The 18,975-nt window shown below is 74.2% G+C and carries 17 protein-coding genes and 1 tRNA gene; 9 read left to right on the top strand and 9 right to left on the bottom strand.

What is annotated here, in order from left to right; translation table 11 throughout:
- Nucleotides 1-91: 91 nt before the first annotated feature.
- The 3 genes from ACIP67_RS09205 to ACIP67_RS09195 form a co-directional block, all read right to left on the bottom strand.
- A complete protein-coding gene (locus ACIP67_RS09205) occupies nt 92-1,009 on the bottom strand; it encodes a hypothetical protein (protein WP_401689744.1) in 918 nt (305 codons plus the stop codon).
- Nucleotides 1,010-1,014: 5 nt separating this feature from the next.
- Entirely contained in the window at nt 1,015-1,692 is a 678-nt protein-coding gene (locus ACIP67_RS09200; protein WP_401689741.1) for a hypothetical protein, read from the bottom strand.
- A 285-nt stretch (nt 1,693-1,977) separates the two neighbouring features.
- A complete protein-coding gene (locus ACIP67_RS09195; RefSeq protein WP_401689738.1) occupies nt 1,978-2,568 on the bottom strand; it encodes a TetR/AcrR family transcriptional regulator in 591 nt (196 codons plus the stop codon).
- A 277-nt stretch (nt 2,569-2,845) separates the two neighbouring features.
- On the opposite strand from ACIP67_RS09195, the gene ACIP67_RS09190 reads away from it, so the two are divergent.
- The gene (locus ACIP67_RS09190; protein WP_401689735.1) at nt 2,846-3,784 is read left to right on the top strand and encodes an alpha/beta fold hydrolase; all 939 of its coding nucleotides are present in this window, start codon (nt 2,846-2,848) and stop codon (nt 3,782-3,784) included.
- A 149-nt stretch (nt 3,785-3,933) separates the two neighbouring features.
- Here ACIP67_RS09190 and ACIP67_RS09185 read toward each other — a convergent pair whose 3' ends face one another.
- A complete protein-coding gene (locus tag ACIP67_RS09185) occupies nt 3,934-5,982 on the bottom strand; it encodes a DHA2 family efflux MFS transporter permease subunit (protein ID WP_401689732.1) in 2,049 nt (682 codons plus the stop codon).
- A gap of 144 nt (nt 5,983-6,126) precedes the next feature.
- On the opposite strand from ACIP67_RS09185, the gene ACIP67_RS09180 reads away from it, so the two are divergent.
- Entirely contained in the window at nt 6,127-7,791 is a 1,665-nt protein-coding gene (locus tag ACIP67_RS09180; protein ID WP_401689729.1) for a peptidoglycan-binding protein, read from the top strand.
- Between the two features lie 302 nt (nt 7,792-8,093).
- Here ACIP67_RS09180 and ACIP67_RS09175 read toward each other — a convergent pair whose 3' ends face one another.
- Nucleotides 8,094-8,771, bottom strand: coding sequence for an HAD-IA family hydrolase (locus ACIP67_RS09175; protein ID WP_401689726.1), 678 nt, complete (start codon nt 8,769-8,771; stop codon nt 8,094-8,096).
- Nucleotides 8,772-9,173: 402 nt separating this feature from the next.
- Complete coding sequence (locus tag ACIP67_RS09170) at nt 9,174-9,755, bottom strand: TMEM165/GDT1 family protein (RefSeq protein WP_401689723.1); 582 nt, start codon at nt 9,753-9,755, stop codon at nt 9,174-9,176.
- 422 nt (nt 9,756-10,177) lie between these two features.
- Between ACIP67_RS09170 and ACIP67_RS09165 the strand changes: the two genes are divergently transcribed.
- The 5 genes from ACIP67_RS09165 to ACIP67_RS09145 all read left to right on the top strand — a co-directional run bounded on the left by ACIP67_RS09165 (nt 10,178) and on the right by ACIP67_RS09145 (nt 16,248).
- Nucleotides 10,178-10,822, top strand: a complete 645-nt coding sequence (locus ACIP67_RS09165; protein WP_401690303.1) for an HNH endonuclease family protein — start codon at nt 10,178-10,180, stop codon at nt 10,820-10,822.
- A 212-nt stretch (nt 10,823-11,034) separates the two neighbouring features.
- Entirely contained in the window at nt 11,035-12,660 is a 1,626-nt protein-coding gene (locus ACIP67_RS09160) for an alkaline phosphatase D family protein (RefSeq protein WP_401689721.1), read from the top strand.
- Nucleotides 12,661-12,823: 163 nt separating this feature from the next.
- Entirely contained in the window at nt 12,824-14,788 is a 1,965-nt protein-coding gene (locus ACIP67_RS09155; RefSeq protein WP_401690301.1) for an FAD/NAD(P)-binding protein, read from the top strand.
- A 101-nt stretch (nt 14,789-14,889) separates the two neighbouring features.
- Entirely contained in the window at nt 14,890-15,354 is a 465-nt protein-coding gene (locus ACIP67_RS09150) for a DoxX family protein (RefSeq protein ID WP_401689718.1), read from the top strand.
- 282 nt (nt 15,355-15,636) lie between these two features.
- Entirely contained in the window at nt 15,637-16,248 is a 612-nt protein-coding gene (locus tag ACIP67_RS09145; RefSeq protein ID WP_401689715.1) for a DedA family protein, read from the top strand.
- 244 nt (nt 16,249-16,492) lie between these two features.
- Here ACIP67_RS09145 and ACIP67_RS09140 read toward each other — a convergent pair whose 3' ends face one another.
- Nucleotides 16,493-16,738, bottom strand: a complete 246-nt coding sequence (locus ACIP67_RS09140; protein ID WP_401689712.1) for a DUF2277 domain-containing protein — start codon at nt 16,736-16,738, stop codon at nt 16,493-16,495.
- 109 nt (nt 16,739-16,847) lie between these two features.
- Nucleotides 16,848-17,273, bottom strand: coding sequence for a VOC family protein (locus ACIP67_RS09135; RefSeq protein ID WP_401689709.1), 426 nt, complete (start codon nt 17,271-17,273; stop codon nt 16,848-16,850).
- Nucleotides 17,274-17,379: 106 nt separating this feature from the next.
- On the opposite strand from ACIP67_RS09135, the gene ACIP67_RS09130 reads away from it, so the two are divergent.
- On the top strand, nt 17,380-17,724 hold the full coding sequence (locus tag ACIP67_RS09130; protein WP_401689706.1) for a hypothetical protein: 345 nt from the start codon (nt 17,380-17,382) through the stop codon (nt 17,722-17,724).
- 156 nt (nt 17,725-17,880) lie between these two features.
- On the opposite strand, the gene ACIP67_RS09125 is transcribed toward ACIP67_RS09130, so the two are convergent.
- Nucleotides 17,881-17,955 (bottom strand) — tRNA-Val (locus ACIP67_RS09125).
- Nucleotides 17,956-18,137: 182 nt separating this feature from the next.
- Here ACIP67_RS09125 and ACIP67_RS09120 point away from each other — a divergent pair.
- On the top strand, nt 18,138-18,926 hold the full coding sequence (locus tag ACIP67_RS09120) for a DUF4097 family beta strand repeat-containing protein (RefSeq protein WP_401689703.1): 789 nt from the start codon (nt 18,138-18,140) through the stop codon (nt 18,924-18,926).
- Nucleotides 18,927-18,975: the final 49 nt, after the last annotated feature.

The following is an 18,975-nucleotide window of genomic DNA, read 5'->3' as shown; positions in this document are numbered from 1 at the left end:
CACGGGGCACACGGGCCGGCAGGCCGGGCCGGGGCACACGGGCCGGGCAGGCCGGGCCGAGGAGCGGGCCGTGCACCGGCCGCGCGGGCCGTCAGATGTGCAGCAGCCGTTCCGTGAGCTCGCGGTAGTCCCGCAGGGCCAGCCGGAGCTGCTCGGTGTCGGCGGTCGTGTCGCGGTCGCCCCGGGTGTCGTCCGCGAGCTGCCAGGAGCCGCGCAGCGTACGGCGGCGGCGGTTCATGGCGTCGGTGAACGACGCGGTCAGCTCCTCCAGGACGTGGTCCGCCTCCTCGACGGCGTCGTGGGGACGGTCGACGAACTCCGCGACCGCGTGCTGGATGCGCGCGGTGAGCTTGTCGCACTGGTCGCCCGGGAGCAGGGAGGAGGCCGACGACGCGGTGTGCGGGGCGGCGGCCTGGCCGGTCCGCTCGGACCGGCCCGCCGGGGCGGCGGTACCGGCCTCGGTGGCAGTACCGGCCGCGGTGGGCGATCCCGGCTCGGTGCCGCGGAGGGCGTGGGCACCGGTGCGGCCCTGCTCGCCGGACGCGTCGCCGCCGCCGTACGGCTCCGGGTCCTGGCCGGCGTACGCGTCCCGGCCGCCGTAGGCGTCCTTGCCGGCGTACGCGTCCTGACCGGTGTCCGCGTCCTTGCCCTCGTACGCGCCCGCCCCGGTCCTCGTCCCGCCCCTCATCGCGTTCCCCTCTCCGGCGCCACTGGCCTCACGGGCGCTCCTGATCTCCCTGGCCTCGCGGGCCTCACGGGCGTTCCGCGCCTCCCGCACGCCGCCGGTCGTCTCGTCCCGGGCGTCACCGCTCATCTCGGCGAAGGCGCCCCGCCGTTCCGCGGCCGTCGCCGGCGCCTCCTGGCCGCCGCCCACTACGGACGTGCGCTCGCCGCGTTCGATCCACTCGGACTGCTGTTCGGCGCGGCGGTCGGTCCGCCCGGCCTCGGCGTCCCGCTGCTCGGGCCGCGTCCCGCGTCGTTCCTCGCCGCTCGGTGTCACGTCGGGCATCCTTCTCACCCCTGCTTCGTCTGATGCCGGTGGAAGCCCCACGGCATGTGGTGGCCCTCGCGGGCCTTGGTCTCCCGGCTCGCCGGCCGGGTCAGTGCGTGGCGGCCTGAGCCGGACCGGCCGTCGGTCAGCAGGTCGTCGAAGAGGGCACGGGCCTCGACCAGGGCGGACCGCAGGTCCTCGGTGCCGGGTGCCTGGCCGCTGCGGGCGCCGCCGTCCGTGTGGAAGCGGGCGACCTGGTGGACGCGCCGGTAGCCGTGCACGTGGCGCGCGTGGTGCACGCTGAGCGCGGCGACCTGCTCCTCGTACTGCGTGCCGGCCGGGAAGCCCCGGGCTCCGGCCACGTCGGCGAGCAGTCGGTCGGCCTCGGCGACCGCCTCGCGGGGCGAGTCGACGAAGCGCTCCTGCGCGGCCGTCCAGGCGGCCTCGAACCGCTCGCGCTCCGCGGGCTCCAGCGGCCGCTCGTGCAGGCCGCCGTGCCGCTCCACGAGGGTGCCGAGTTCCCGCTCGGCCGCCTTGACGTCACCGTCGTGCCGGGCGACGGCCCGGTCGTACTCGGGCCCGAAGCGCTGCTTCAGGCTGCGTCCTGACTGCGACCCTCGGGCCCGCACGGCCAGGACGGCCGCGACGGCGATGACGGCCGCCACGATCACGATCAGAGCGATGATCAGGCCTGTGGACATGGTTGCCTTCCGGTGTGTCGGCCCCTCGGGCCGGTTCACGATTCGGGTTGCCCGGACGGCGCCGGACAAACGGCACCCGGCCTTCGGCGCCCTTTCCGCCAAGTTCAAGATCGGCCGTTACGCCTACGACGTGAAGACGGGGCGACTGTCCACGGTCGTCGAGCCGAACCAGCCACCCGCTACGACGGGACCGCCACCAGCCACCCCGTCGGACTCCGCCTGCGCGCTGCCGTCATCGGGATCCGCAGCCTCCGGCCGACGTGATCCGAATCTGACACCGGACACCTAGTTGCGCGCCAGCAACGCCTGCGAGAGCGCGTCGGCGGTGACGCGCACAACGGCCCGGAGCTGCGCCGGGCTCACCCCGGCCCTGCTCATGACGGCGAGGGACTGGTTCACGGCCGCCACGTGTTCGGCGAAGGCCTCGGCGTCCTGGTCGGTCATGCGGCCGGCCTTCAGCGCGGCGCGCAGACGCGAGCGCTGGAAGCCCAGCGCCTCCTTCGCGCGGGCCGCGACGCTCGGGCTCAGCACCGGGATCGCCATGGCCGACTGGGCGACCAGGCATCCGTCCGGCAGTTCGGGATCGGCGATGCGCTCGAGGGTGACGTCGAAGAACGCGCGAACGGCGGCGAGGGGCTCCGAGGCGGCACACGACAGGGCGGCGTCGTACGCGTCGCCGTAGCGCGCGGCATAGCGATCCAGGCAGCGCAGGAAGAGCGTGTCCTTGTCGCCGAGCGAGGAGTAGATGGAGCTGCGGTTCAGGCCGGTCGCCCGGGACAGATCGTCCACCGAGGTGTCGGCGTAGCCGGCACGCCAGAACTGGATCATCGCGGCGTCAAGTGCCGCGTCCATGTCGAACTGCTTCCTGCCTGCCACGTGGCACTTCCTTGCCGGCATGTCGATGTCTGGGCTGCGCTGCGCTGCGCACCATCCTATCTTGAACCAATCAGTTCAAGATGTGTTAGCGTCCAAGCCTGGTGACGGCCGGGCGTCGGCCCGCTCCCCCGGCCTTCGGCCGGGGGGACCCCCGGAGCACGCACCTGACGCCCCAGGGCCGCCCTTCGGGCGACGCGACGACGGGCAGGTGACGACAGGGCCTGCTCCTCGGGCGAAGTGCCGGAACCAGAACACCTGACACCGACGGAGGATCCCTGTGACCGACCCTGCGACCAGCGCTCGGCACGGCTGCGAAAGCAACCCTGTCCGCGATCTGCCCCTGCACGACCTGGCGGGATTCACCCACTGCTGGGTCGACGCCGACGGCGTCCGTCTTCATGCCGTCGAAGGCGGCCGGCCGACCGGCCCGGCCGTTGTCCTGCTCGCCGGATTCCCGCAGACCTGGTGGGCGTGGCGAAAGGTCATGCCCAGCCTCGCCGGCCGGTTCCACGTCATCGCGATCGACCTGCCGGGGCAGGGCCACTCCGAGCGTCCGGAGCGCAGCTACGACACGCACACGGTCGCAGCGCATGTCCACGCCGCCGTGAAGGCTCTCGGAGTGTCGACCTACTGGCTGGTCGCCCACGACATCGGCGCCTGGGTCGCCTTCTCCCTCGCACTCGCATACGAAAGCCACCTACGCGGGGTCGCTCTGCTCGACGCCGGAATTCCCGGCATCACCCTGCCCGAGGCGATTCCCACCGACCCGGACCGCGCGTGGAAGACCTGGCACTTCGCGTTCCACCTCGTGCCCGACCTGCCCGAGACACTGCTTGCCGGCCGCGAACGGGACTATGTCGGCTGGTTCCTGAGAACGAAGGCCCTCTCTCCCGACACGTTCGACGACGCCGAACTCGACCACTACGCGGAGGCCATCGCCGCCGACGGTGGCCTCCGCGCCTCCCTCGCCTACTACCGGGACGCCGCCGAGTCGGCGCGCAAGAACCACGAGGCGCTCGAGCGGCAGCACCTGACGGTGCCCCTCCTCGGAATCTCCGGCAGCCATGGCTCCATCCCGGACATGGCGGCCTCCATCAGCCCATGGGCCGACGGCGCCACCGGAGTCGTCGTGCCCGACGCGGGGCACTTCATCCCCGATGAGCAGCCCGAAGCCGTCGCTGCCGCTCTAGCCGATTTCATCCTCGCCGGCGACTGACACCGGTCCTGTCCCGTGCGGTCCTCGTGCGCTCCTCGGCCGTTCGGATGCGCAACGTCCACCGACCAGGCCATGCGGGGGATGCCCGCGCGCCCGGCGTGTCGCCCGTTGTCCGGTCGACACCCCGGCGGGTGGCGCCCGTTCGCTCCTCACCCGAGCCGTACGACCGGCCGCATGTCGTGGGGCTGTTCGCGGTCCGATCCGCAGAGTTCCTCGTTCAGTTCCGTCACCAGGCGGGTCAGGTCGGTGGGGCGGTCGGGGCCCCACCAGTCGCCGAGGAGTTCGGCCAGCGACTCCTCGCGGGCCCGGGCCAGGCGTCCGGCGACCTCGTGGCCCCGGGGGGTCAGGAGGAGGTCCAGTCCCTCACGCCGGGCGAGGCGGCGCTCCTCGATCTGGCGGGCGGCCTCCAGCACCGCGGGCAGCGGGACGTTGGTGCGCTCGGCGAGCATGCCGGGCTCGACACTGCCGTACCGCTTGATCCGCAGCAGCATCCAGCTCGCGGCCGGGAGGAGGTCGTAGCCGGCCCGGTCGGTGATCTTGCGGTAGATCTCGTGGCGGCCCTCGCGGGTGCCGAGGACGGACAGCGCCCGGCACACCTCGTCGTACGACGACCGCTCGACGGGGTTGCTGGCGAGGGTCTCGGTGCCGTCCGGTGCGGTGACCGAACCGCGCAGCCGGTCCTCCCGCAGGAACCAGGCGAGGACGAAGCCCAGCAAGGCGACGGGGGCGGCGTACAGGAAGACGTCCGTGATGGCGGACGCGTACGCGTCGAGGACCGGCGGGCGCAGGGCGGCCGGCAGGTCGCCGACGAGGCGCGGGTCGGCCTCCAGCGCGCCGGCCGAGACACCGGGCGGCAGGTCGACGCCCCGGAAGGCGTTCGCGAGCATGTCGCCCAGGCGTCCCGCGAAGACCGTGCCGAAGATCGCGACGCCGAAGGACGCGCCGATGGAGCGGAAGAAGGTCGCGCCGGAGGTGGCGACGCCCAGGTCCTCGTAGGACACCGCGTTCTGCACGATGAGGACCAGCACCTGCATCACCAGGCCGAGGCCCGCGCCGAAGACGAGGAAGTACGCGCTCATCTCCGCGGTGGAGCTGTCCGCGTCGAGCTGGTGCAGGAGGAGCAGGCCGAGGGCCGTCACGCCGGTGCCCGCGACCGGGAAGACCTTCCAGCGGCCGGTGCGGCTGACGATCTGCCCGGACACCGTCGACGACAGCAGCAGACCGGCCACCATCGGCAGCATGTACACGCCCGACATGGTCGGCGAGACGCCGTGCACGACCTGGAGGAAGGTGGGCAGGTAGGTCATCGCGCCGAACATCGCGAAGCCGACGATGAAGCTGATGACCGCGGAGAGGGTGAAGGTGCGGATGCGGAACAGCTTCAGCGGCAGGACGGGTTCGGCCGCCCCGCGCTCCACGGCCACGAACACGACGGCGAGCACGACGCCCAGCACGGCGAGACCGGCGATCTGCGGCGATCCCCAGCCCCAGGTGGTGCCGCCGAGGGAGGCCACGAGGACCAGGCAGGTGGCGACGGCGGCGATGAGGAAGGTGCCGAGGTAGTCGATGACGTGCCGCGTCGCCGTGCGCGGGACGTGCAGGACGGTCGCGATGACGGCGAGCGCGACGACCCCGACGGGGAGGTTGACGTAGAAGACCCAGCGCCAGCTCAGATGCTGGGTGAACAGGCCGCCGAGGAGGGGGCCGAGGACGCTGGTCGCACCGAAGACGGCGCCGAACAGACCCTGGTACCGGCCGCGTTCACGCGGCGGCACGAGGTCACCGACGATCGCCATCGACAGCACCATCAACCCGCCGCCGCCCACGCCCTGCACCGCCCGGAAGGCGATGAGCTGCGGCATGTCCTGCGCCGTTCCGCACAGCGCCGAACCCAGCAGGAAGATCACGATCGCGGTCTGGAACAGCCTCTTGCGCCCGTACTGGTCGCCCAGTTTCCCCCACAGCGGCGTCGCCGCCGTCGACGCCAGCAGGTACGCCGTGACCACCCAGGACAGGTGCTCCAGACCGCCGAGCTCGCTGACGATCGTGGGCAGCGCGGTGGACACGATGGTCTGGTCCAGGGCGGCCAGCAGCATGCCGAGCAGCAGCGCGCCGATGGAGACGAGGACGTTGCCGGAAACATGCTCCTGTCGCGGATCGCGTGGATCCCCGGTCCTGGCGTGCGCGTCCAAGGCCATGGATGCCTCCCGAGGCTCACGTGACATCTTTCCATCGTGATCGGTGTGTCCCGTTATGGCCTCCCGAGTCCTTTCGGAACCGGCCGTTCCGGGGGTCGCGGGCGAGAAGTTGTGTGGAGGATCTGCATAATCTCTGAAGTTCGCATGGGGAGGGACGAACAGGTGGACGAACCGATGGGGCGGCGCGAGCGACCGCGGCCCGGGCAGCACGGGCATCCGTGCCCGGAGTGCGGAGCGCTCCGCGCGGCGGACAACACACCCTCGTGCGGCTGCGCCCTGCGGGCGTCCGAGGCCCTGCGCGACACCCGCGAGGCGGAGGCGGCCGCGGCGGAGGACTTCGATCCGCTGCGGATACGGCCGTACGTCGAGCTCGTGGAGAGCGCGGAGGGCGCGGAGGGTGCGGAGAGCGCGGAGGGCGCGGAGGGCGCGGAGAGCGAAGAAGGCACAGAGGGCGCAGGGGCCACGGGGGGCGTAGGGGCCACAGGGGGCGTAGACCGCGTCGAGGGCCCGACGGCGGGTGCCGGACGTGCGACGGCGGACGCGTCGGACGCGGCCGCGCGCTCGGCCGCGCGTGCGGGCGCGGGCGTGGGCGTGGGCATGGGCATGGGGAGCGGGCAGGACGGGCGGAACGGACCGGGCGGGGGCGGCACGGACAGCGCGGGGGCCGGTCAGATGCCCGGGGCCGGCCAGGCACCCGGGACCGGTCAGACACCCGGGGTCGGTCAGACACCCGGGGTCGGTCAGACACCCGGGACCGGCCAGGCACCCGGGGTCGGTCAGACACCCGGGGTCGGCCGGGGTGCGGCGGAGGCGTCCGCGCCGGCCGACGTGACCATGCCCCTGCCGCGGGTCACCGACGGGGCCGCGCCCGTGCCGCCGCCCTCCGGCGCGACCGCGCCGTCGCCGTCGGCCTCCGGCGCGACCGGGGCTCTCCCCTCGGTCACCGACGCGACCATGGCCCTGCCCCCGGTCACCGACGCGACCGTGCCCGTGCCGTCCGTCTCCGAGTCGACGATGACCCTGCGGGCGGTGGATCCGGCCGGCCGCCGGGAGCCGTCGGCCGCGGCGCTGCCAACGCCCCTCGCCCCGGCTGTCTCCGAGCCGAACGCCACCGACCTCAGCCTGTTCGAGGCGGTGGACGCCGACGGGCACACCGTGCACGTCCCGGCCGACGAGGAGCGGCCGCACGGTCGGCGCCGGCGGATGCTGCTGGTCGCCTGCACCGGTGCGGCCGTGGCCGTCGTGGCGGCGGCCGGGTTCGCGAGCGGGCTGTTCTCCTACGAGACGCCGAGCCGTGACGGCGCCGCCCCCGAGGACGTGCGGGTGGCCGTACCGGACACCTCGCGGAGCACCGCGGCGGCGTCGGAGTCGGCGAGCCGCTCGGCGTCCCCCTCGGCGTCCAGCGCCTCCCCGTCCCCGTCCGAGAGCGAGAGCTCCTCGCCGTCGCCGTCGGCCTCGAGCGCCTCGCCGTCCGCGTCCGAGACGGCCGAGCCGAGCCCGAGCACGCCGACCGCTCAGGCCACGGGCTCCCTGACCCCGGAGAGCGGCGCCGACGAGGTCGACGAGGCCGACAGCAGCCCCGCGGCCACCGTGCTGCGGCGCGGGGACCGGGGGCCCGAGGTCACCGAACTCCAGCTGCGGCTGAAGCAGCTGTACCTCTACAACGACGACGTGAACGGCGTCTTCACCGGCAGGGTCGAGGAGGCGCTGCGGAACTTCCAGTGGTCGCGGGGGATCCAGGGCGAGGAACTGGGCGTGTACGGGGCGGCCACACGGGCGAAGCTGGAGGCGGTGACCGAGGAGCCGTGAGGCCGGCCGGTGCGGGCCTCAGCCCCGGCACCCGGCATCCGGCATCCGGCATCCGGCATCCGGCATCCGGCATCCGGCATCCGGCATCCGGTGACAGTCTCAACCCCCGGACCCCGGCGACGGCCTCAACCCCACACCCCGGCGACGGCCTCCCCCACACCCCGGCGACAGCCTCAGCCCCCGGACCCCGGTGACGGCCTCAGCCCTGCACCCCGGCGACAGCCTCAACCCCCGGACCCCGGCGACAGCCTCAGCCCCCGGACCCCGGCGACAGCCTCAACCCCCGCACCCCGGCGACAGCCTCAGCCCCGCACCCCGGTGACGTGGATCCGGACACCCTCCGCGGCGGTCTCCACCCGCACCCGGGTCAGGTCCCGCACCACCACGTCCGGCCGGTGCGCCACCGCCCGCGGCCCGACGCCGACGACCCGCATACCGGCCGCCCGCCCGGCGGCGATCCCCGCCCCGGAGTCCTCGAACACCACGCACTCCGCCGGGTCGACGCCCAGCTCGGCCGCGCCCTTGAGGAAGCCCTCCGGGTGCGGCTTGCTGGCGCCCACCGACTCCGCGGTGATCCGGACCTCCGGCAGGGGGAGCCCCGCGGCGGCCATCCGGGCCGTGGACAGCGGGACGTCCGCCGAGGTCACCAGCGCGTGCGGAACGTCCCGCAGCGAGGCGAGGAACCCGGGCGCCCCGGGGACCGGTACGACGCCCTCCAGGTCGGCGGTCTCCTCCGCCAGCATCCGCGCGTTGTCCGCGAGGTTCCGCTCCATCGGCCGGCCGGGCAGCAGTACGGCCATCGACGCGTATCCCTGGCGTCCGTGGACGACCTTCATCACCTCGTCGCCGTCCAGACCGTGCCGTTCGGCCCAGCGCCGCCAGACGCGCTCGACGGCGGCGTCCGAGTTCACGAGGGTGCCGTCCATGTCGAGGAGGAGGGCACGGGCGGTCAGGACGGTGGCGGACGCGGCGGCCGGCATCGGCGACTCCAGGCAGGGACGGGGGACGCTCAGGCCGGTCCCCCGGGGGAAACAAGGCGGCCCCGCCCGCCGGTCAGGGAAAACGGGCGGGAGCCACTTTGTTTCCCCACGGTACAAAACAATCGGGGCCGCACGCCACTCCCCCCGGAAAGCGTTCACTTTCCGTTCCGCTCCCCCGCCCGCCGCCACCCCGGCACACCGGCCGCCGCCACCCCGACACACAGCCCGCCGTCAGCCCGGCACACCAGCCGCCGTCACCCCGGCACACCGGCCGCCGCAGCACGGCCACCCGGTACCGAGCGCCCGGAGCCGAGTGCCCGGAGCCGAGTGCCCGGAGCCGAGCGCCCGGAGCCGAGCGCCCGCCCCCGAGCACCCGATGCCGAGCGCCCGGCGTCTGCGGCCTCACCCCGCGATCGCCTCCCACAGGCTCCACACGCCGAGGCCGAGCATCAGGACGGCAGCGATCTGGGTGATCAGCTTCAGCGGCACCCGCTTCATCAGGGCCTTGCCGCCGACGATGCCGAGTCCGGCCACCGCCCACAGGGCCAGGACCGCGCCGAGGCCGACGGAGAGCGGGTCGTCGTAGCGGGCGGCGAGGTTCGCCGTCATGATCTGGGTGAGGTCGCCGAACTCGGCGACGAGGATGAGCATGAAGCCCGCCCCGGAGACCTTCCAGAAGGACTGGTTCTCCGGCTTGCGGATCTCCTCCTCGCCCTCGTCCTTCTTCATCAGCAGCACCGCGGCGCCGCCCAGGAAGAGCACACCGGTCAGCGCGTGCACGATCTGCTGCGGGAGCAGGGTGAGCACGCTGCCGGCGGCCACGGCGAGAACGACGTGCAGCGTGAAGGCGGCGGCGACGCCGGCGAAGACGTAGGAGGCGCGGTAGCGCGTGCCGAGGACGAGGCCGGCGAGGGCGGTCTTGTCCGGCAGTTCGGCGAGGAAGACGACGCCGAAGACGAGCGCCGTCACGGTCAGGCTGATCAAGGGTCCTCAATCGGTCGGGGCCGCCCCACCGAGAGTGCTGCTTCCTTCGCTCGAAGACGCCTCGGCACGGCAGCACACATGGCACCCGTGCCGTACGGCACAGGTGTGCACTGCTTGCCGAAGGTCTCGCTGGCCGACCCGTCCACGGGCCTGCCTCCGGGCGCCGGCTCGGCCGTCCCGGGGGACGGGCTGAGCAGTGTGTCGACGGTCCGGCGAAGAGCTACTCCCCTTCTGCGCCGCCCATCCTACGTGACGTTCGGGCCGGTCCGGCGGGGGTGAAAGTCATGTCACACGTCTTGTCTTGTCATGTACGCGTCACTAGTTTCTTACCGCGCGCACATCCCCCCGCAACGAGGCGCCACGAGCATTCACTCGCTCGCACCCCAACGCCCCACACCCCCCAGGGAGTTCGCATGTCACGCATGTCGAAGGTCTACGCGCGTCGACGGGTCAGCATACTCGCGGCGCTCACCGGCCTCATAGCCTCCGTCGCGCTGTTCAACTCCCCGACCGCCTCCGCGGCCCTGCCGACGCCGGTCAGCGCCGCCACCGCCCGCACGTACCTCGCCTCGCTCACCGTGGCCACCGAGGACCGCACCGGCTACGACCGCGACCTCTTCCCGCACTGGATCACCCAGTCCGGCACCTGCAACACCCGCGAGGTCGTCCTCAAGCGCGACGGCACGAACGTCGTCCAGGACTCCGCGTGCGCCGCCACCAGCGGCAGCTGGTACTCCCCCTACGACGGCGCCACCTGGACCGCCGCCTCCGACCTGGACATCGACCACCTCGTGCCGCTCGCCGAGGCCTGGGACTCCGGCGCCGACTCCTGGACCACCGCCCAGCGCCAGGCGTTCGCCAACGACCTGACCCGCCCGCAGCTCATCGCCGTCACCGACAACGTCAACCAGGCCAAGAGCGACCAGGACCCCGCCACCTGGATGCCGTCCGTCACGTCCTACCGCTGCACCTACGTCCGCGCCTGGGTCCAGGTGAAGTACTACTACGGCCTCTCGGTCGACTCGGCCGAGAAGAGCGCGCTGACGAGCTACCTCTCCGCCTGCTGATCCCGGCCCCGCGCCCCTGAGGTGCGTGCGGTGCACGCCCCCGAAGGGGCGCGGGGAACGGCGCGACGAGCCACGGACCACCCGCACCCGGCGACGCACCGCACCGCCACCTACGGAGTCCCCCGGCGCCGTACGGCCGGATTTCGGCGTCGGGACCTCGCCCGCGGCCGCCGTCGTTCCGTACCGTACGGATCGACGGAGGAGGCGATCACGTGGCCGGACTACGGCTGGGACCCCTGCTGAGGTACACCGACGGCTCGTCCGCGACCATCTGGGTCGAGGCGAGCCGTCCGTGTGTCGCGGAGGTGCGGTGCGCGGACGGCGCCGGCGGCACGGCCGGCACCTTCCAGGTGGCGGGGCATCACTACGCCCTGGTCCCGGTGACCGGGCTGACCCCGGGCACCGCGACGGCGTACGAGGTCCTCCTCGACGGCACCCAGGTGTGGCCGCCGCCCGACGCGCGCCTGCCGCCGTCCGTCATCCGCACCCCGGCCGGCGACGACGGGCTGCGCGTCGCCTTCGGCTCCTGCCGGTGGGCTGCGCCCCCGGCCGACGAGCAGGACCCGGTGGGCCCCGACGCCCTGGACAGCCTGGCCGCGCGCATCGCCGCCGACCCGGAGGGGGAGCGGCCCGACGTCCTGCTGCTGCTCGGTGACCAGGTGTACGCCGACGAGACCTCCGACGCGACCCGGCGGCGCCTGGCGACCCGCCGCGACCCGGCCGAGCCGCCGGGCGGCGAGGTCGCGGACTACGAGGAGTACACCTGGCTCTACTACGAGTCCTGGCTCGACCCCAACGTCCGCTGGCTGCTGTCCACCGTCCCCAGCTGCATGATCTTCGACGACCACGACGTCATCGACGACTGGAACACCTCCGCCGCCTGGCTCGCCGACATGCGGGCCACCCCCTGGTGGCGCGAGCGGATCCTCAGCGGCCTGATGTCGTACTGGGTCCACCAGCACATCGGCAACCTCTCCCCGGCCGAACTCGCCGCCGACCCGCTCTTCGCGACCGTACGGGACGCCCCCGACGGCACCGACGCCCTGCGCGACTTCGCCTACCGGGCGGACGACGACCCCGCCTCCGTGCGCTGGAGCTACCGGCGCGACTTCGGGCGCGTCCGGCTGCTGATGGTGGACAGCAGGGCCGCGCGCGTGCTGGAGGAGGGCGGGCGGGCGATGCTCGACCCGGGCGAGGCCGCGTGGCTGCGCGAACAGGCCCTGGACGGACCCGGCTCCTACGACCACCTCCTCGTCGGCTCCTCGCTCCCCTGGCTGCTGCCGCACCTGGTGCACGACGCCGAGGCGTGGAACGCGGCCCTGTGCCGGGGGGAGCGGGGCCCGCGGTGGGCGCGGTTCTCGGAGAAGGTGCGGCGGGCGGCCGATCTGGAGCACTGGGCGGCGTTCCCCACCTCCTTCACCGCGCTCGCCGAGCTGCTCGCCGCGGTCGGTTCGGGACCGCAGGCGCCGGCGAGCGTGCTCGTCCTGTCCGGGGACGTGCACCACGCGTACGTGGCCGAGCCGCGGTGGCGGGCGGCCGCTCCGGACGCGCGGGTGCTCCAGCTCACCTGCTCGCCCGTGCACAACTCCATCCCCCTGTCGATGCGGCTCGGTTTCCGCGTCGGCTGGAGCGCCCCGGCCCGCGCCCTCGGACGCCGGCTCGCACGGCACGGGCGCTGCCCCCGGCCGGTCGTGGACTGGCGCAAGACCGGCGGGCCCTGGTTCGGCAACCAGCTCATGACCCTGACGCTGAACGGGCGTTCGGCCCGGCTGCGGCTGGAGCAGGCGCGGGAGAAGGGCGGGCTGACAACCGTGGAGGAGTCCGACTTGACCTCCTGAGCGGGACAACCGGGGCCTGTGGGACGCGCGTTGGCTTCCGTGGGTGCCGGGGGCATGATGAGGCGGACCGTCCGCTTCCCGAGGGCCCACCGAAGCCCGCGGAGGCGTTCGACGGCTCGCTCCATTGCGCCTCACACGCCCGGGAGTCATCCCTTTGTCCTCAGTGAACGCGGTACCGGCGTCCCCCCTCGACACCCCGCGACCGGCGTCGGTCGCCGTGGCCCTGGTGGGTGCCGGGCCGCGCGGCACGAGTGTGCTGGAACGCCTCTGCGCGTCCGCCCCGGAGCTGCTCCCGCCCGGGGTGCGGCTGACCGTCCACGTCGTCGACCCGGCACCGCCCGGACCGGGCCGGGTGTGGCGTACGGCGCAGTCGCGGGAGCTGCTGATGAACACCGTGGCCTCCCAGGTGACGCTGTTCACCGACGACAGCGTGGACTGCGCCGGCCCCGTCCGGCCCGGCCCCAGCCTGCACGAGTGGGCGGCCGGCACACTGGGCCCGGACGACTACCCGACCCGCGCCGACTACGGCCGCTACCTGGAGTGGGTGTTCGCGCGGACCGTCCGCCAGGCCCCGCCCGAGGTGCGGGTGGAGACGCACGCGGCCCGCGCGGTCCGGCTGGACGACGCCGTGGACGGCCGTCAGGCGCTCACCCTGGACGACGGCCGGATCCTGCCCGGACTGGCCGCCGTGGTCCTCGCGCAGGGCCATCTGCCGGTCGTCGCCGACGCGGCCCAGCGGCGTCACGCCGCCCACGCCGGCCGGCACGGCCTGCGCCACGTCCCGCCGGCCAACCCGGCCGACGTCGACCTCTCCGCCCTCGGCGCCGGCGAGCCGGTGCTGCTGCGCGGACTGGGCCTGAACTTCTTCGACCACACGGCCCTGCTCACGACCGGGCGCGGCGGCCGCTTCGTCACCGCCGGCCGGGGGCTGCGCTACCTGCCCTCCGGCCGCGAGCCGCGCCTGTACGCCGGCTCCCGGCGGGGCGTGCCGTACCAGGCGCGCGGCGACAACGCCAAGGGCCCCTACGGCCGCCACGTCCCGCTCGTCCTCACCCCGGAGGTGATCTCGGGGTTCCGCAAGCGGGCGGACTCCGGTGACGCGCCCGACTTCCTCGCGGAGATATGGCCGCTGGTCGCGAAGGAGGTGGAGACGGTCTACTACACGGCCCTCCTCGGGGACCGGGCTTTCACCGACCGCTTCCTGGACGTCCCGCACGGTGACCGGCGGGAGGCCGCCGTCCTCGACGCGTGCGGCGTGGCGCGGGCCGACCGCTGGAGCTGGGAGCGGATCGCGCGGCCGTACGCGGGCCAGGAGTTCACGGACCCGGGGCGGTGGCGGGAGTGGCTGCTGGCGTATCTGCGGCGGGACGCCGAGGAGGCGGCGCGGGGCAATGTGCGCGGGCCGCTGAAGGCCGCCCTGGACGTGCTGCGCGACCTGCGCAACGAACTGCGGCTGGTCGTGGACCACGGAGGGCTCCCCGGCGCCTCCCGCCGGGACCACCTCGACCGCTGGTACACGCCGCTCAACTCCTTCCTCTCCATCGGCCCGCCCCGCCGCCGCATCGAGGAGCTGGCCGCGCTGGTGGAGGCCGGGGTGGTGCAGGTGCTGGGCCCCGGGCTGGAGGTGCGTGAGGAGGACGGGGCCTGGCGGGCGCACTCGCCGGACGTGCCGGGCTCGGACGTGCGGGTGACCGTCCTCGTCGAGGCCCGGCTTCCGGAACCGGACCTGCGGCGCACCGCCGACGGCCTCCTGGCCCGGCTGCTGCGGACCGGCCGGTGCCGCCCGCACACGGTCGACGGACACGTCACCGGAGGCGTGGACGTGACCCCGCGGCCGTACCACCTGATCGACCGTCACGGCCGGGCCCACGCACGCCGTTTCGCCTTCGGCGTGCCCACGGAAGGGGTGCACTGGGTGACCGCGGCGGGCGCCCGCCCGGGAGTCGACTCGGTCACGTTGTCGGACGCGGACGCGGTGGCGAGGGCGGCCCTGCGCGCGGCGGGGGCGGAACCGGAACCGGCGGACGCCGAACCGGCGGGGGCGGACGCCGAACCGGCGGGGGCGGACGCCGGTCCGGCGGCGGACGGCCGGCCATGGCCGAATGTTGAACTTGCAAGCACTGATTAGGTAGGCCTAACGTGGGTCGCTCATTCGGTACCGCCGTCCCCCACCGGCCGGCCCGTCCCCCGGACCGGCCGCCCGACCGACACCGAAGGAGCACCCCCCACATGTCCGCTCGTCTCGACCCCGCACGCCCGTACGCGATCGGTCTGTACCGCATCGTCGTCGGCCTGCTCTTCGCCTGCCACGGCGCCGCCTCGCTCTTCGGCGTCCTCGGCGGCGCCTCCGGCACGGACGGCGGCACCGTCGACGCCGGCACCTGGCCGGGCTGGTACGCGGCCGTGATCCAGCTGCTCTGCGGCGGCCTGGTCCTGCTCGGCCTGGGCACCCGCGCCGCCGCGCTCCTCGCCTCGGGCTCCATGGCGTACGCCTACTTCACGGTCCACCAGCCCGGGGCGCTGTGGCCCATGGAGAACGGCGGCGAGTCCTCCGCGCTGTTCTGCTGGGCCCTCCTGCTGCTGGTCTTCACCGGCTCGGGCGCGCTCGGCCTGGACCGGCTGTTCACCCGCCGGTCGCGGCCGGCGACGGAGCGGCGGGAACCGGCCGCGCGGAAGGCGCCGGTCGGCGCCTGAGCCGCCACGACGCGCGAGCGGGCGCCCTCCGTCGGCCACGGAGGGCGCTCCGCCCGGAGCGCCGCCCGGAGGTGGAACGGCTTCCGGAGCACCCCGTCCCGCTCGAACGGCCCGCCCCCGCGATCGACCGGGTGAACGAGCTGTGCCGACCGCACGAGCCCCCGGTGAAACATCTGTCACACCCCCGGCGTACGCTGAATGGCTGTCATCGGCCGCACCTGCCGCTCCCCCGCGACATCGCGGCACGGTCGGGCCGTACGGGGGAGACACGGGGAGTCAGCGGTGTTCGAAAGTGTGGGGGCGTTGGTCGGCGCTCCATGGATCTACGCGCTGGTGGCCCTGTCGGTCCTCCTCGACGTGTTCCTGCCGGTGCTGCCGAGCGGGGTGCTCGTCATCACGGCGGCGACGGCGGCGGCCGCGGGCTCGGGGGCGGCGACCGGACTGGTCGCGCACGAGGTCCCGGACATCCTGGCGCTGATCCTGTGCGCGGCGACCGCCTCGGTCCTGGGCGACCTGGCCGCCTACCGGCTGGCCCGGCGCGGCGGCGCCCGCCTGGACCGCGCGATCTCCCGCTCCCGGCGGCTCACGACCGCGCAGGAACGTCTCGGCGGGGCCCTCGCCCGGGGCGGCGGCGCACTGGTCGTCCTGGCCCGCTTCGCCCCTGCCGGCCGCTCGGTCGTCTCGCTCATCGCGGGCGCCGCCCACCGCCGCGCCCGCGACTTCCTGCCCTGGTCCGCCCTGGCCGGCCTCTCCTGGGCCGCGTACAGCGCCGCCCTCGGCTACTTCGGCGCACACTGGCTGGGCACGACCTGGCTGGCCACGGGCGTGTCCCTGCTCGCCCTGTTCGCCGCGGGCGCGGGGGCGGCGTACCTGATGCGGCGGCAGCCCGCCTGAGCCCCCGTCCGGCCGGTCAGGAACAGCCGGTCACGAGCGGCCGGTCAGGAACGGCCGGTCAGCAGCGGCCGGCCAGGAGCGGGCGCTCCGCAGGGCGTGACCACGCCCCGCGCGCGCCACCGCCCCGGACGCCACCGTCCCGCGCGCGCCACCGACCCGGAGCCGCGCACCGAAGCAGCGCACCGGCCCCGGCCGGCCCGCCCCTTCGGCCCCCGCGCGGGGACGCCGGCCCGGTCGCCCGGGTTCACGCGCCCGGCGCCACGGACCCGCGCCCTGCGGGCGCGCCCCGGACCTCCAGCCCGCCCAGCAGCTCGGCCGTGGCCCCCGCGATCGCCTCGACCGCCTTGTCGAACACCTCCCGGTTGTGCGCGGCGGGCGCCCGGAAGCCGGACACCTTCCGCACGTACTGGAGGGCCGCGGCCCTGATCTCGTCCTCCGTGGCCTCCTCGGCCAGCACGGGCGGGCGCAGTGTCTTGATGCTCCGGCACATGCCTCCAGTCTCCCCCCTGGCCCCCGTCGACGTACCGGTCGGTGCTCGTGCTCGGGCGCCCCTTCGGACGCTCCGGGCCGGTCTCCGCCGCCCGGGAGCCCGCGCCCGCTCAGCGGACCGGCTCGCCGATGCCCAGCAGGTTCCCCTCGCTGTCCCGGAACCAGGCGGCGCGTTCCCCGCGCGCGCCCTTGCTCGGGTAGTGGCCGTCGATCGCGGCGATGCCGTCCTCCGTCCGGAAGCCGGGCACGTCGACCTCCTCGAACGTCACACCGCGCCGCCTGAGTTCCGACACGGCGGTGTCGACGTCGTCGACCTCCCACCCCATCTGGGTGAAGGTCCCGGGCGAGGCCCCCGTCGACGTGAACAGGGCGAACTCCGTGCCCCCGCACCGGTACAGCAGTCCGCCGGGCCGTTCGTCGACGGGCTCCAGGCCGAGCCGCTCGGCGTAGAAGCGCCGCGCCCGGTCCAGGTCCCGCGCCGGGAGCCTGGTCGCCACTCTCCCTCGGGCGAGGATGTTCTCTTTGTCCGCGTTCATACCTCCACTGTGCCGCGCGCCCCGGTCGTTGGAGACCCCCGCCCGAACACATGAACCCCGTCGAAGCGAGTCGCGACCCAAATTCGAACAGGCGTACCATTGCCGGGTGGCTACGACCTACGACTTTCCCAGCGACCTGCGCGCCGGTCAGGAGGAGCTGCATCAGGTCCGGGCCGAGCTGTCGGCCCTGCTGAAGCGGCTGCCCTGGTCGGTCGAGCCGTTGGACGGCTTCAGTGACGACGGCGGCTGGCGCAAGGTGGAACGGCCCGCCTCACCGGGCTGGACGGCCGACGAGCAGGCCGAGGTGGAGAAGCTCCGCCGGCGCGAGCACGAGCTGGCGGTGTTCGTGAGCGGCCACCGTTTCTGGGCGGAGGTCGCCGCGGGCGACCGGGTGGCGGCCCGTATGCGGCTCAAGCACGCCCACGAGACCCCGCCCGGCGCGGAGGACTAGTGCCGCGGCAGTAGCCGGCGCGGCCTGCGGGCGGAGGGGACAGGGCAGGGGCCGGGGGACAGCCGGGCGTCGGGCAGGGTCGCGCTCCCCGCGCCCCGCCCGTACGGGACACGCGAAAGGGCCCCCGGAACTTCCCGGAGGCCCTCGCGCGTCATCTGGTGGGCGCGGACGGTTTCGAACCGCCGACATCCTGCTTGTAAGGCAGGCGCTCTACCCCTGAGCTACGCACCCAGAACGAGTCGACAGCCTACCTTGCCCGGGGCACTGCCCCGCAAACCCGTATCGGGGGGTTGTCCCCACCCCGGATACGGGAGCGCACCGGATCGTGCGGCGGACGGCCGCTGCCTACCGTCGAAGGCGTCAGGAACAGCGGCGTCGACGCGGACCGAGCGGTCCGTCCAGGGGGAACCACCATGATCCGTACCACCGCTCCGGCACACGCGGCGCGCGGGGCACGCGCCGCCCTGGTCACCGGTGTCGTCATGGCGCTCGCCGCGACCGCGACCGCCTGCGCCTCCGCCGGCGACGACGAGCACCCCGACCACCGGTCCTTCGCGCTGCGGGGCGACACCCTCACCATCGACTCCGACGACTCGGCGCTGGAGATCGTCGCCTCGGACGCGCACCCGACGGGCACGGTCCGGGTCACCCGGTGGTTCGACGGGTCGGTCGCGATCGGCGACGGCCCGAAGGTGTCCTGGTCGATGAAGCACGACCGGCTGGTGCTGCGGGTGCGCTGCTCCGGCCTGATCGCCGACTGCGCGGCCGAGCACCGCCTCGAGGTGCCCCGGGGTGTCGCCGTCACGGTCGAGGAGGACGACGGCAGCGTCCGCGCGTCGGGCTTCCGGGACGCCCTGAGCATCCGCACGGCCGACGGCGCGGTGCGGGTCACCGACTCCAGCGGCCCGCTGGACCTGCGCAGCGACGACGGTTCGGTACGGGCCGAGGTCTCCTCCCGCCGGGTGAGCGCCCGGACCCAGGACGGCTCGGTCCGCCTCGACCTCGGCGTCGTACCGGACCGGGTGGAGACGGCCTCCGACGACGGGTCGGTGACGATCGCGCTGCCCCGGGCGACCTACCGCGTCACGGCGAGGACCGACGACGGCGCGGTGGACGTCTCCGTGCCCCGGGCCGACTCCAGTGCGCACGTGGTGTCCGCGCGGACGCAGGACGGCAACGTCACGGTGCGGAACGCGAACTGACCGGCCCGTGTGTTCGTCCCTTACCGGTGGGACAATGACACCGGGCAGG

This window comes from Streptomyces sp. NPDC088812 (genome assembly GCF_044750285.1).
Taxonomy (GTDB): Bacteria; Actinomycetota; Actinomycetes; order Streptomycetales; family Streptomycetaceae; genus Streptomyces.
This window is presented reverse-complemented; position numbering and strand designations above follow the sequence as displayed.